The organism is Curtobacterium sp. KBS0715 (assembly GCF_005938005.2).
GTDB lineage: Bacteria > Actinomycetota > Actinomycetes > Actinomycetales > Microbacteriaceae > Curtobacterium > Curtobacterium flaccumfaciens.
The window spans coordinates 395,873-409,789 of sequence record NZ_VCCA02000001.1 but is presented as its reverse complement, the minus strand read 5'-3'; the positions used below and the strand labels follow the sequence as shown (position 1 = coordinate 409,789).

At 69.2% G+C, this 13,917-nt stretch carries 9 protein-coding genes; 6 read left to right on the top strand and 3 right to left on the bottom strand.

What is annotated here, in order from left to right; genetic code table 11:
- Positions 1–27: 27 nt before the first annotated feature.
- Both FFG40_RS02000 and FFG40_RS01995 read right to left on the bottom strand, forming a co-directional pair.
- Positions 28–816 carry a DUF4064 domain-containing protein gene (locus FFG40_RS02000; RefSeq protein WP_138802067.1) on the bottom strand — a complete coding sequence of 263 codons (789 nt, stop codon included), beginning with the start codon at positions 814–816 and terminating at the stop codon, positions 28–30.
- A gap of 108 nt (positions 817–924) precedes the next feature.
- Positions 925–1,767: a spermidine synthase gene (locus FFG40_RS01995; protein ID WP_071245518.1), complete on the bottom strand. Its 843-nt coding sequence runs from the start codon at positions 1,765–1,767 to the stop codon at positions 925–927.
- Positions 1,768–1,898: 131 nt separating this feature from the next.
- Here FFG40_RS01995 and FFG40_RS01990 point away from each other — a divergent pair, with 131 nt between their 5' ends.
- The 6 genes from FFG40_RS01990 to rpoC all read left to right on the top strand — a co-directional run bounded on the left by FFG40_RS01990 (position 1,899) and on the right by rpoC (position 13,104).
- Entirely contained in the window at positions 1,899–2,420 is a 522-nt protein-coding gene (locus tag FFG40_RS01990) for a hypothetical protein (protein WP_138802066.1), read from the top strand.
- A complete protein-coding gene (locus FFG40_RS01985) occupies positions 2,417–3,631 on the top strand; it encodes a sensor histidine kinase (RefSeq protein ID WP_138802065.1) in 1,215 nt (404 codons plus the stop codon). Before FFG40_RS01990 ends, FFG40_RS01985 begins: the two co-directional genes overlap by 4 nt.
- On the top strand, positions 3,628–4,311 hold the full coding sequence (locus FFG40_RS01980) for a response regulator transcription factor (protein ID WP_138802064.1): 684 nt from the start codon (positions 3,628–3,630) through the stop codon (positions 4,309–4,311). Before FFG40_RS01985 ends, FFG40_RS01980 begins: the two co-directional genes overlap by 4 nt.
- A 332-nt stretch (positions 4,312–4,643) precedes the next feature.
- Positions 4,644–5,288, top strand: a complete 645-nt coding sequence (locus tag FFG40_RS01975) for a hypothetical protein (protein WP_138802063.1) — start codon at positions 4,644–4,646, stop codon at positions 5,286–5,288.
- Between the two features lie 401 nt (positions 5,289–5,689).
- On the top strand, positions 5,690–9,178 hold the full coding sequence (gene rpoB / locus FFG40_RS01970; protein ID WP_027466749.1) for a DNA-directed RNA polymerase subunit beta: 3,489 nt from the start codon (positions 5,690–5,692) through the stop codon (positions 9,176–9,178).
- 44 nt (positions 9,179–9,222) lie between these two features.
- Positions 9,223–13,104 (top strand): DNA-directed RNA polymerase subunit beta', encoded by a 3,882-nt coding sequence (gene rpoC, locus FFG40_RS01965; RefSeq protein ID WP_027466748.1) that lies wholly within the window; start codon positions 9,223–9,225, stop codon positions 13,102–13,104.
- A 129-nt stretch (positions 13,105–13,233) separates the two neighbouring features.
- Here rpoC and FFG40_RS01960 read toward each other — a convergent pair whose 3' ends face one another.
- Entirely contained in the window at positions 13,234–13,629 is a 396-nt protein-coding gene (locus tag FFG40_RS01960) for a VOC family protein (protein ID WP_071245506.1), read from the bottom strand.
- Positions 13,630–13,917 lie beyond the last annotated feature (288 nt).

The following is a 13,917-nucleotide window of genomic DNA, read 5'->3' as shown; positions in this document are numbered from 1 at the left end:
CGACGGGCCGTTCGGTCGAGGGGTCGATCAGGAGTTGGCGCCCATCGCGCCGGCGGCGGCCACGCCGGCGTAGGTGACGAACGTCGCGATGGTCGCGACGACCGCCAGGACGATCGCCAGGATGCCCCAGACACGACCGCGCTTGGCGACGGCCGCGATGATCCCCTGCACGAGTGCCCAGAGTCCGAGGAACGCGGCGATGCCGATCACGGCGATGCCGCCCACGAGCTGCGAGCGGACGTCCGGGTCGCTCATGACCTCGCTCTGCATCTGCTCGGGCGTGAGGTTCGTCGAACCGTTCTGCGTGATCTGGTCGATCACACCGCTGTTGCTGATGGCCGAACCCATGATGTAGCCGCCGACGACGCCGAGCACGAGCGCGAGCAGGCCGAGCACGAAGGCGATGATGCCGACGGTCTTCTTCTTGGGCTTCGGCTCGTCGTGGCTCTGCCAGGCCGGTGCGCCGGAGTGCGCGGGCGCGGCGGCGTACGGCTGCTGGTCGTGGTGCTGGCCCTGGTCGTGGCGCTGCTGGTCGTTCCAGCTCGGCGTGCTCGACGGCTGGCCGTACTGCTGCTGCCCGTACTGCTGCTCGCCCTGCCCGGACTGCTGCTCGTACTGGCCCTGGCCCTGGCCGTACTGCTGCTGGCCCTGGCCGTACTGCTCGCCGTACTGCGGGGTCGAGGTCGGCGCCGGGTCCACCCGCTCGCCGTACCGCGGGGCATCGGCGTCGGGCTGCTGCTGTTGCGGGGCGTCGCCCCAGCGCGGCGCCTGGCCGTCGCCCGTCCGGTCCTGGTCGTTCCGGTCGTCGTTCGTCATCAGGGTTCCCATCGCTCGGTCGCGCAGCTGCGCGGTCGTTCAGACCATCCTGACAGCCGGACCCGTCGAGTGCCCGAAGTCCGTCCCCGGCGACGCCGCGGGCGGGCGTCAGCCCCCGAACACGCTCCGGTTCGGCTCCGGCGACGCGACCGCCGTCTGGTCCGTGACGATCGGCGCCCCGGCGATGAACGACCGGAGTTCCGCACCGTGCACGACCTTGGCCGGCATCGGGTCGGACGAGTACCGCCTCGGCATGTCCGCCACCGGCAGGTCGGTCGGCGACCCGAGCAGCACGATGTTCCCGAACCGCCGGCCCTTGAGCATCCCGGTGTCCGCCACCGCCGCGACCGACGGCAGCACCGACTGCAGCGTCGACGCCTGCCCGCGGGCGAAGGCCAACCCGGCGCCGTCGGCCACGTTCACCGCGACGATGCCCGTCGGCGACAGGAACGCGGCGACCTCGCGGTAGAACTCGACGCTCGTCACGTGGGCGGGGATCTGCGAACCGCCGAAGACGTCCACCACCGCCAGGTCCACGGTGCCGCGGAGCCCGGCGGGCAGCTTGCCGAGGACCTCCCGGGCATCGCCGTACCGCACCCGGATCGACGCGCCACGGGGGAACGGCAGGGCCTCGCGCACGTGCTCGACCAGGTCACGCTCGAGCTCGATCACCTGCTGCCGCGAACCCGGACGGGTCACCGCGACGTAGCGGGGCAGGGTGAGGGCGCCGGCGCCCAGGTGCAGTGCCGTGATCGGGCCGTCCGGCAGCAGGTCGATCGCGTGCCCGATCCGACGGATGTACTCGAACGCCAGGTGGGTCGGGTCCTCGAGGTCCACGTGCGACTGCGGGGTGCCGTCCACCACCAGGGTGAAGGACCCCGGCCGGTGCCGGTCCGGCTCCACCACCGAGTACCCCGCACCGATCCGGAACCCGTCGAACGCATCAGCCATGCCGTCAATGGAACACCACCGCGATCACCACCCGCGTCCCCACCCCTGGTTGGTGTGCCCGCGGGACGCACGGAACGAGGCTGATCACACCGGTCGGGAACGCCCCGCCGGACCACCTCGAAAGGCACACCATGTCGGTCCAGCTCCTCGCGAACGTGCTCATCGGCCTCGCCCTCGTCGGCTTCCTGGCGTACCGGCAGGCGACCTGGCGGTTCCTCGACCCGGCGCGCATCTGGCGGGGTCCGCTCGTGATGGCGATCGTCGGCGTGGTCGTCCTCGCGCAGACCACGACGACCGTCACCACCACGGACGTCGTGTTCCTCGGCCTCGAGGCCCTGCTCACCGTCGGCGTCGGCCTGGCGATGGGGGCCATGACCCGGTTCCGCACCGTCACGACACCGGACGACAAGGGCCGCACCCTGCAGTCCCGCACCGGTTGGCTCGGCGCCGCCCTCTGGCTCGTCCTGATCGCCGCCCGCATCGGACTCGACGTCCTCGGCGGCCACCTCGGCGCGCACCTGCTCACCTCGACCGGCACGATCCTGCTCGTGCTCGCCCTGAACCGCGCCGCCCGTGCCCTGGTCGTCGACCAGCGCATCCCCCGCGGCGGTGACCGGTCGGCGGCCGCCCGCCGCGGCATGATGGTCCGGTGAGCCTGCCCACCGACCCGGACCCGACCGACCCCGCCGGGGTCCGGTCCCGCTCGGTGCTCACCTGGGGACTCAACGCCGTCGGGATCGCCGTGGTGGCCTTCTGGTTCGTCCGGAACGGCCTGCTGCTCCACCACCCCGCGTGGGTCTGGGCCCTCGGGGCCGTGGCGCTCGCCGCCTGGGCCGTGCGCGAAGGAGCACGCACGCCCCGCGTGCTCGTCGCCGCTGCCGGCGTGATGATCGCCGCCGGATCCTGCGTCGTGGTGCCGACCGACTCGCTCCTGGTCGTCCCGGTGATCGTCGGGCTCGTCGTCCTCGGCGCCGACCTCCGCCTGCCGGTCTGGACGGCCGCGGTCGCCGCGCTCGCCGCCGTCGTGGTGGTCGCCGTCACCGCGACGCTCGAGCAGACGTCGGTGCAGTTCGTCCTCGGCGTCGGCGGCGGGCTGCTGCTCGGCGTGCTCGTCGGATTCAGCCGTCGGCAGGTGCGGATCACGACGGCGCAGGCCCGCGAGACCGAGCGGCAGCAGCAGCGCGCACGGCTCCTCGCCGACCGGTCGCGGGCGTCCCGGGACATCCACGACGTCCTCGCCCACTCGCTCGGCGGCCTGGTGCTGCAGCTCGACGCGGTCGAGGCCCTGCTCGAGGCCGGCCGCGTCGACGAGGCCACCCGCCGAGCCGGCGATGCCCGCGCGCTGGCCGCGGACGGCCTGGCCGAGGCGCGGCGTGCGGTGCACGCGCTCCGCGACGAACCGCAGCCCGACCAGCCGGAGCCGACCCGTGCCTCCAGTCCGTCCGCCGACCACGCGTCGGGCCTGACGGCCCTGCTCGACGCGCACCGCTCGTTCGGCGGCGAGGTCGTCGTGCAGGGCGACGCGACCCTCGCGGTCCTCGACGACGCCCACCGGGCCGCCGTGGTCCAGGTCGTCCGGGAGGCCCTCAGCAACGCCCGCAGGCACGCTCCCGGCCGCCCCGTGTCCCTGTCCGTGATCCGGGACGGCGACGCCGTGGACGTCGTCGTGGCCAACCCGCTGCCGAGCGGTGGACAGGGGTTGCTCGGGATGCGCGAGCGGTTCGCGGAACTCGGCAGCGAGGCCACGGTGGAGGCCGAGCGTTCCGATGACGAGTTCGTCGTCGCCATGCACCTGCCCGTCGACGGTTCGGTCGATGCGGAGACCGCGGACGCTCCGGGCGCCGCCGAGGACGACCGCTCGTGACGATCCGGGTGCTCGTGGTCGACGACCAGGCCATCGTCCGCGACGGCCTGGTGACGGTGCTGTCGCTCGTGCCCGACCTGCAGGTCGTCGGGCAGGCGGCGGACGGTGCCGAGGCGATCGCCGCCGTCGACCGGCACGTGCCCGACGTCGTCCTGATGGACCTGCGGATGCCGGGGGTCGACGGACCGACCGCGACCGCGCGCATCGTCGCCGAGCACCCCGGGGTGGCGGTCCTGGTGCTGACGACCTACGCCGACGACGACTCCGTCGTCACCGCGCTGCGGGCGGGAGCGCGCGGCTACCTGACGAAGGACGCCGGGCGGGCGGAGATCGCGACCGCGGTGCGGGCGGTGGCCGCCGGGCAGTCGACCTTCGACGCGACCGTGGGGGCGCGGCTGGTGGCGCGCCTCGCCGGTGTTGCTGGTGCCGATGCCGGCGCCGCTGCTGGTTCCGCTGCGCCGGCGGGAGCTGATCCGGGCCGGTCACTCGGTGCCCGGTTCCCGGACCTCACCCCGCGCGAAGTGGACGTCCTCGAGCGGATCGCGGACGGCCGGACGAACCCGCAGATCGCCGCCGAGCTGTTCCTGACGGTGCCCACCGTGAAGTCGTACGTGAACCAGGTGTTCGCGAAGCTCGGGGTCCGGACCCGCGCCGAGGCCGTCGCCCGCGTCCTGCGCTGACCGTCAGCAGCACCTCGTCGTCCCCAGGCGACGCACTGCGGACACGTGGATGCGTACACATGGACGACCAGCGGACGCCAAGACTCGTTGCGTACCGTTGACGCCTGTCGTCACGACGCCAGAGCGTCGATGCGTGTGTGCCTCACACACCACGCGTCCGCCCGGACACCGTGACCACGACGTGCCCGTGAGCGCCCCCACCGCTCGAGCGTGCGCGTCGTCGGCGTGCTGCTGCGCGCCACCCCTCCGGCCACCCGCGCGCGCTGGCCGTCGAACGCACCGCACCCGATGACGAGTGCACCACTGCTGATCCGCCGCAGGAGACCTCCGTCATGACCGCCGACACCATGAGCGTGCCCACCGCTCGTTCCACCACCCCGGACACCCGCCGGGCCGGCACCCGACCCATCCGGGTGATCCGGGCCTCCCGAACGACCCGCGCTTCTCGGCCGTCGCGCGCTTCGCGTGCCTCCCTGCCGTTCCACGCCGACCGCGAGACGGCGCCCACCTGGATGCGGGTCGTCGGCACGGCGCTGCTCGTCGGCGGCGCCGGCCTGTCCGCCGCCGTGCTCGGCTGGCCCGGGGACGCACCGGAGGTCGCCCTGCTGGTGCCGGCCCTGCTCGCCGTCGCCCTCGGGGCGCTGCTCCTGCTCGCGCGTGCCGGGTTCACCGTCACCGAGCGGCACGTGACCCTGCACTTCCGTCCGCTCCCGCCACGGCGCATCCCGCGCCGGCGGATCACCGACGTCCGCCTGGTCGAGGCGGACGCGGCCACCTACGGCGGTGTCGGCCTGCGGATCCGTCGCGGCGTGCGTGCGCTCATCCTCACGCCGGGGCTCGGGATCGAGCTCACGGACGACCGGGGCCGGGTCACGTTCGTCCGCACGCGTCGACCGGAGGACGCGTTCCGTGCGCTGGCCGGACTGCCGGGCGGGCCGGGAGGCGCGGATCACGTCGAGCGCGAGCGTCTCGGTTGATCACGGGCTCGGCTGAGCACGGACCCGGCTGAGCGCGGGAATGGAAGCGGTGCGTGGCGGCTTATACACGCCACTGCCGAATCCGGTCAAGCCGGGACTGGACAGCGCGCCACGGAGCGAACTATGATGACAGTTCGCGCTCCCTGGCATCCGTGTCGTCATATTGCGGTCGACGCAGAGTTCTGAGACAGAAACTCATCTCGCCCTGGTGCAGCCGGACCCGTATATGGCGGCGGGTACCGCTCACGGAGATCATCCCACACGTGCACCGACGTTCCGCGTCAGGCACGCGTCGGCGTGGTCGCAGGGCTTGCATCTCAGGGTTCGCCGAGCGATCAATCCACTCACCTACACACTGCTCGTCAGTGTCGGCCCGACGGGGCCTACCGGAGGTCACACCCTTGGCTGCTGCGCCCAACGCATCCACCAACCCCAAGAACGGTCGCAACCACTCGCGACTCTCGTTCGCCAAGATCACGGACACCCTCACGGTTCCTGATCTGCTCGCACTCCAGACGGAGAGCTTCGACTGGCTCGTCGGCAACGACGTCTGGAAGGCCCGCCTCGCCGAAGGGCAGGAGCAGGGTCGTACCGACCTCGCGCTGCACTCGGGGCTCGAGGAGATCTTCGAGGAGATCTCCCCGATCGAGGACCTCGGCGAGACCATGCAGCTCTCGTTCACCGCGCCGGAGCTCGAAGACCCGAAGTACTCGATCGACGACTGCAAGGAGCGCGGCAAGACCTACGCCGCTCCGCTGTACGTCAACGCCGAGTTCATGAACCACATGACGGGTGAGATCAAGACGCAGACGGTCTTCATGGGCGACTTCCCGCTCATGACCGAACGCGGCACGTTCATCATCAACGGCACCGAGCGCGTCGTCGTGTCGCAGCTCGTCCGTTCGCCCGGCGTGTACTTCGAGCGCCAGCAGGAGAAGACCTCCGACAAGGACATCTACTCGGCGCGGATCATCCCGTCGCGTGGTGCCTGGCTCGAGTTCGAGATCGACAAGCGCGACCAGGTGGGCGTGCGCATCGACCGCAAGCGCAAGCAGTCCGTGACCGTCTTCCTCAAGGCCCTCGGCCTGACGAGCGAAGAGATCATGGACGAGTTCCAGGGCTTCGCGTCGATCGAGTCGACCCTCGAGAAGGACGCCGTCCTCACGAAGGAAGAGGCGCTCAAGGACATCTACCGCAAGCTCCGTCCGGGTGAGCAGGTCGCTGCCGAGGCCGCGCGTGCGCTCCTCGACAACTTCTACTTCAACCCGAAGCGCTACGACCTGGCGAAGGTCGGCCGCTACAAGGTCAACCGCAAGCTCGGCATGGACGCCCCGCTGTCCGACTCGGTGCTCACCGTCAAGGACATCGTCGCGACGATCAAGTACCTGGTGTCGCTGCACGCTGAGCGCACCACGATCGACGGCGTCCGTGACGGCGAGCCGGTGCAGCTGCGCCTCGACGTGGACGACATCGACCACTTCGGCAACCGTCGCATCCGCGCCGTCGGCGAGCTCATCCAGAACCAGGTCCGCACGGGTCTGTCCCGCATGGAGCGCGTCGTCCGCGAGCGCATGACCACGCAGGACATCGAGGCGATCACGCCCCAGACGCTCATCAACGTGCGTCCGGTCGTCGCCGCGATCAAGGAGTTCTTCGGAACGTCCCAGCTGTCGCAGTTCATGGACCAGAACAACCCGCTCGCGGGCCTGACGCACAAGCGTCGTCTCTCGGCCCTCGGCCCGGGTGGTCTGTCCCGTGAGCGTGCCGGCGTCGAGGTCCGTGACGTCCACCCGTCGCACTACGGCCGCATGTGCCCGATCGAGACCCCGGAAGGCCCGAACATCGGCCTGATCGGTTCGCTCGCGTCGTTCGGTCGGATCAACTCCTTCGGCTTCATCGAGACCCCGTACCGTCGCGTCGTCGACGGCGAGGTCACGAAGACCATCGACTACCTCACCGCTTCGGAAGAGGACGACTTCGTCGTCGCGCAGGCCAACGCCCCGCTGACGAACGACTTCCACTTCGCCGACGACAAGGTGCTCGTCCGCAAGAAGGGTGGCGAGGTCGAACTCGTCGCCAAGGACGAGGTCGACTACATGGACGTCTCCCCGCGCCAGATGGTGTCGGTCGCGACGTCGCTCATCCCGTTCCTCGAGCACGACGACGCGAACCGCGCCCTCATGGGTGCGAACATGCAGCGTCAGGCCGTCCCGCTGCTCCGTTCCGAGTCGCCGCTCGTCGGCACCGGCATGGAGGGCTACACGGCCATCGACGCCGGCGACGTCGTCACCGCCGACAAGGCCGGTGTCGTCTCCGAGGTCTCGGCCGACGCCGTCACCCTGCAGCTCGACGAGGGCGGCACGCAGACCTACTACCTGCGCAAGTTCGACCGCTCCAACCAGGGCACGAGCTACAACCACCGCGTCATCGTCTCCGCAGGCGAGCGCGTGGAGCAGGGCGAGGTCATCGCCGACGGTCCCGCGACGGAGAACGGCGAGCTCGCGCTCGGCAAGAACCTCCTCGTCGCGTTCATGCCGTGGGAGGGCTACAACTACGAGGACGCGATGATCCTGTCGCAGAACCTCATCAAGGACGACACGCTCTCCTCGATCCACATCGAGGAGTACGAGGTCGACGCCCGCGACACCAAGCTCGGCAAGGAGGAGATCACCCGTGACCTCCCCAACGTCAGCCCGGACCTGCTGGCCGACCTCGACGAGCGCGGCATCATCCGCATCGGTGCCGAGGTCCGCCCCGGCGACATCCTCGTCGGCAAGGTCACGCCGAAGGGCGAGACCGAGCTGAGCGCCGAGGAGCGTCTGCTCCGTGCCATCTTCAACGAGAAGTCGCGCGAAGTCCGCGACACCTCGCTCAAGGTGCCCCACGGTGAAGAGGGCACGATCATCGGCGTCAAGGTGTTCGACTCGCAGGACGGCGACGACGAGCTCGGCTCGGGCGTCAACCAGCGCGTGGTCGTCTACATCGCCCAGAAGCGCAAGATCACCGCGGGTGACAAGCTCGCCGGTCGTCACGGCAACAAGGGCGTCATCTCGACCATCCTCCCGGTCGAGGACATGCCGTTCCTCGCCGACGGCACCCCCGTCGACATCGTCCTCAACCCGCTCGGCGTCCCCGGCCGCATGAACTTCGGCCAGGTGCTCGAGATCCACCTCGGGTGGCTCGCCAAGCAGGGCTGGAACGTCGAGGGCATCCAGGACTGGGCCGAGAACCTGCCGGAGGCAGCGCACAGCGCCGAGCCCGGCACCAAGGTCGCCACCCCGGTGTTCGACGGTGCGTACGAGCGCGAGATCGAGGGCCTCCTCGACTCGACCCTCCCGAACCGCGACGGCGAGCGCCTGATCGGCTCGTCCGGCAAGGCGCAGCTCTTCGACGGCCGCTCCGGCGAGCCGTTCCCGGAGCCCGTCTCGGTCGGCTACATGTACATCCTCAAGCTGCACCACCTGGTCGACGACAAGATCCACGCGCGTTCGACCGGTCCGTACTCGATGATCACGCAGCAGCCGCTGGGTGGTAAGGCGCAGTTCGGTGGACAGCGATTCGGTGAGATGGAGGTGTGGGCGCTCGAAGCGTACGGCGCCGCCTACGCCCTCCAGGAGCTCCTGACGATCAAGTCCGACGACATCCTCGGCCGCGTGAAGGTCTACGAGGCGATCGTCAAGGGCGAGAACATCCAGGAACCCGGCATCCCCGAGTCCTTCAAGGTCCTCATGAAGGAGATGCAGTCGCTCTGCCTGAACGTCGAGGTCCTCTCGGCCGACGGCCAGGCGGTCAGCCTGCGCGACAACGATGACGAGGTCTTCCGCGCTGCGGAGGAGCTGGGCATCAACATCTCCTCGCGGTTCGAGTCGTCCTCTGTCGACGACATCTGATCCCGCCCGTACATCGAAGCCTGAATCAGCAAGAGAGAAGAACATTGCTCGAAGCAACTTCCTTTGACGCCATTCGGATCGGCCTCGCGACCGCCGAGGACATCCGTCAGTGGTCGTACGGCGAGGTCAAGAAGCCGGAGACCATCAACTACCGCACCCTGAAGCCCGAGAAGGACGGTCTGTTCGGCGAGCAGATCTTCGGTCCTTCCCGTGACTGGGAGTGCGCCTGCGGCAAGTACAAGCGTGTCCGGTTCAAGGGCATCGTCTGCGAGCGCTGCGGCGTCGAGGTCACCAAGTCCTCGGTCCGTCGTGAGCGCATGGGCCACATCGAGCTCGCTGCCCCCGTCACGCACATCTGGTACTTCAAGGGCGTCCCGTCGCGCCTCGGGTACCTCCTCGACATGGCGCCGAAGGACCTCGAGAAGGTCATCTACTTCGCGGCGTACATGATCATCGACATCGATGAAGAGGGCCGTCACGCGGACATGCCGGGTCTCGAGAACGAGATGCGTCTCGAGATCAAGACCCTCGAGGGCCAGCGCGACTCGATCATCGCCGACCGCCTCAAGAAGCTCGAGGACGACCTCGCAGCCCTTGAGGAAGAGGGTGCGAAGGCCGACGTCAAGCGCCGCACCAAGGACACTGCCGAGAAGGAGATGTCCCAGGTCCGCAAGTCGTTCGACGAGGACATCACCCGTCTCGAGCGTGTGTGGGAGGACTTCCGCAACCTCAAGGTGGGCGACCTCAAGCCCGAGGACGCCGTCTTCCACGAGCTCCAGGACCGGTTCGGGATCTACTTCGACGCCTACATGGGCGCCGAGGCGATCAAGCTCCGGCTCGAGGCGTTCGACCTGGCCGCCGAGGCCGAGGCACTGCGTCTGCAGATCGCCGAGGGCAAGGGCCAGAAGAAGATCCGCGCGATCAAGCGTCTGCGCGTCGTCAGCTCCTTCCTCGCCACCGGCAACTCGCCGGCCGCGATGGTGCTCGGCGTCGTGCCGGTCATCCCGCCGGAGCTGCGCCCGATGGTGCAGCTCGACGGTGGCCGTTTCGCCACGTCGGACCTCAACGACCTCTACCGTCGTGTGATCAACCGCAACAACCGTCTCCGCCGCCTGCTCGACCTCGGTGCCCCCGAGATCATCGTGAACAACGAGAAGCGCATGCTGCAGGAAGCGGTCGACGCGCTGTTCGACAACGGTCGTCGTGGACGTCCGGTCACGGGTACCGGCAACCGCGCCCTGAAGTCCCTGAGCGACATGCTCAAGGGCAAGCAGGGTCGTTTCCGCCAGAACCTGCTCGGCAAGCGCGTCGACTACTCGGGCCGTTCGGTCATCATCGTCGGCCCGCAGCTGAAGCTGCACCAGTGCGGTCTGCCCAAGCAGATGGCGCTCGAGCTCTTCAAGCCGTTCGTGATCAAGCGCCTCATCGACCTGTCGCACGCGCAGAACATCAAGTCGGCCAAGCGCATGGTCGAGCGTTCGCGTCCGCAGGTGTGGGACGTGCTCGAGGAGATCATCCGCGAGCGCCCCGTCCTGCTGAACCGTGCGCCGACGCTGCACCGTCTGGGCATCCAGGCGTTCGAGCCGCAGCTCGTCGAGGGCAAGGCCATCCAGCTCCACCCGCTCGTCTGTGCTGCGTTCAACGCGGACTTCGACGGCGACCAGATGGCCGTGCACCTGCCGCTGTCGGTCGAGGCCCAGGCCGAGGCCCGCATCCTGATGCTCGCCTCGAACAACATCCTGAAGCCGTCCGACGGCCGCCCGGTGACCCTGCCCGCACAGGACATGATCATCGGTCTGCACCACCTCACGACCGTCCGCGAGGGCGCCGTGGGCGAGGGCCGTGCGTTCTCGTCGGTGGCCGAGGCGATCCTGGCGAACGACCAGCACACGCTGCACCTCAACGCGATGGTGAAGATCCGCATGACGGGTGTCCACTTCGCCGAGGGTGAAGCTCCCGAGGGTTACGAGCAGGGCGACACCGTGCTGCTCGAGACGACCCTGGGCCGTGCGCTCTTCAACGAGACCCTGCCGGCGAACTACCCGTTCGTCCAGAAGGTCACCGACAAGGGCGTGCTCTCCGCGATCGTCAACGACCTCGCCGAGCGCTACTCCAAGACCGAGACGGCCGCTGCGCTGGACCGGATCAAGGACGCCGGCTTCTACTGGGGCACCCGCTCCGGTGTGACCGTCGCCCTGTCGGACGTCGTGACGCCTCCTCGCAAGAAGGAGATCATCGCGGGCTACGAGATCCAGGCCGCCAAGGTGCAGGGCGAGTTCGACAAGGGTCTGATCACCGACTCCGAGCGTCGCGCCGACCTGATCAAGATCTGGACCGAGGCCACGAACGAGATCGCGCAGGAGATGCGCGACAACTTCCCGGTCGACAACACCATCAACCGCATGGTGTCGTCCGGTGCTCGTGGTAACTGGCTCCAGGTCCGCAACATCGCCGGTATGCGTGGTCTGGTGAACAACCCGAAGGGCGAGATCATCGCCCGCCCGATCATCAACTCGTACCGCGAGGGCCTGACCGTGGCGGAGTACTTCATCGCCACCCACGGTGCTCGTAAGGGTCTTGCCGACACCGCGCTCCGTACCGCGGACTCCGGGTACCTCACCCGTCGTCTCGTGGACGTCTCGCAGGACGTCATCATCCGCGAGGACGACTGCGGCACGACGCGTGGCCTCGAGCTGCCGATCGCGACCGTGGACGCCGACGGCAAGCTCGTCCGCGACCCGCGCGTCGAGAACACCGTGTACTCCCGCACCCTGGCCACCGAGGCCGTGGACGCACAGGGCACGGTCGTGGCAGAGGCCGGTGAGGACGTCGGTGACGTGCTCCTCGAGAAGCTGCTGGCAGCCGGTGTCGAGAGCATCAAGGTGCGCTCGGTCCTGACCTGCGAGTCGGCCGTCGGTGTCTGCGCGAAGTGCTACGGCCGTTCGCTCGCCACCGGCAACCTGGTCGACATCGGTGAGGCAGTCGGCATCATCGCCGCGCAGTCCATCGGTGAGCCCGGTACCCAGCTGACGATGCGTACCTTCCACACGGGTGGTTCGGCCTCGGCCGACGACATCACCCAGGGTCTGCCGCGTGTCACGGAGCTCTTCGAGGCGCGTACCCCCAAGGGCGCGTCCCCGATCGCCGAGGCCCCCGGCCGCGTCGTGGTCGAGGACACGGACAAGGGTCGTCGGATCATCCTCACGCCGGACAACGGCGACGAGCCGTTCATCTACCCGGTGCTCAAGCGTGCGACGCTCCTCATCGAGGACAACCAGCACGTCGAGCTCGGCGAGCAGTTCATCGCCGGCACCGTCGACCCGAAGGAAGTCCTCCGGGTGAAGGGTGTCCGAGAGGTCCAGAAGCACCTGGTCAACGGCGTGCAGGACGTCTACGGCTCGCAGGGTGTGCCGATCCACGACAAGCACATCGAGGTCATCGTCCGCCAGATGCTCCGCAAGGTCACCGTCGTCGACCACGGCGACACCGACCTGCTGCCGGGTGAGCTCGTCGACCGGTCGCGCTACAACGCGCTGAACCGTGCGGCGCTGCAGGAGGGTCGCAAGACCGCCTCGGCTCGCCAGGAGGTCATGGGCATCACGAAGGCGTCCCTCGCGACCGAGTCGTGGCTGTCCGCCGCTTCCTTCCAGGAGACCACCCGCGTGCTCACGCAGGCGGCCATGGAGGGCAAGCAGGACCACCTCGTCGGCCTCAAGGAGAACGTCATCATCGGTAAGCTCATCCCCGCCGGGACGGGCCTCAGCCGGTACCGTGACGTGGACGTGAACGCGACCGAAGAGGCGAAGGCGGAGCGGTACCCCAACCGCATCTTCGCTGACGACTCGTCGTTCTCGGACGCCGACCTGAGCTTCGTCGACTTCGACAGCTTCTCGTCGGACGACTTCACGCCGGGCACGTACAACTGAGCCTCATGTGATCCCACGAAGGCCCCGTCTCCGCAAGGAGGCGGGGCCTTCGTCGTGTCGTCACCACGTGACGGCCTGGAGGCGCGGTGCGGGGCCGCCACGGGCCTCCCGTCCGCCGTGGGGTCGCGGCTAGAGCGCGCGGCCCGCGCCGTTGTCGCGGCCGGAACCGCGACCGGTCTCGTCGACCAGCGAGAACAGGCTCAGCACGTTGCCGTCGGGGTCGCGGACGTCGAACCAGTCGACGGCCCCGTCGACGCACTCGACGGGGCCGATGTCGATGCCGAGCGCGCCGATGCGTGCGTGCTGCGCCGCGACGTCGTCGACGCCGAAGCGGACACTGACCGGGTTCTCCTCGGCCTGTTCGTCGACGTAGAGCTGGATCCAGATGCCGCCGACCTCGTACTCGGCGACGCCGTCCTCGGGCTCGAGGTCCGGCTCGGTGCGCTCGAAGACGGCGCCGTACCAGAGGCAGGACGCCTCGATGTCGCTGACGGGCAACCCCACGGTCACGCTCGTGATGTCCATGACTCATCATGTGCCCGGGCGGGGGCGCGCGTCGAGAGGGATTCCGCGGTGCCGCGCTGTCCGGCCCGCGTCGGACGGTGGCCTTGTTCCTCCACACCCCCGTGTGACACCGACGTTCTCCACGGACTGCTCAGCGGGACTCCGGGAGCGGTGCGGGGTCCGGGAGGCTGGCGGACATGCACCCTCCGACGACCACCGCGAACCGGCCGAGGCGTCCCCCGGACCGGGGCCGAACCGGTCGTGGACCCCAGTTCTGGGTGCAGCCGGACCCCCTCCGCCCCCTCTTTC

Bases quoted from the DNA above. Each gene is read 5' to 3' on its own strand.
- FFG40_RS01995 (WP_071245518.1), bottom strand. From the start codon at position 1,767: ATGGCTGATGCGTTCGACGGGTTCCGGATCGGTGCGGGGTACTCGGTG.
- FFG40_RS01990 (WP_138802066.1), top strand. From the start codon at position 1,899: ATGTCGGTCCAGCTCCTCGCGAACGTGCTCATCGGCCTCGCCCTCGTC.
- FFG40_RS01960 (WP_071245506.1), bottom strand. From the start codon at position 13,629: ATGGACATCACGAGCGTGACCGTGGGGTTGCCCGTCAGCGACATCGAG.
- FFG40_RS01975 (WP_138802063.1), top strand. From the start codon at position 4,644: ATGACCGCCGACACCATGAGCGTGCCCACCGCTCGTTCCACCACCCCG.
- FFG40_RS02000 (WP_138802067.1), bottom strand. From the start codon at position 816: ATGACGAACGACGACCGGAACGACCAGGACCGGACGGGCGACGGCCAG.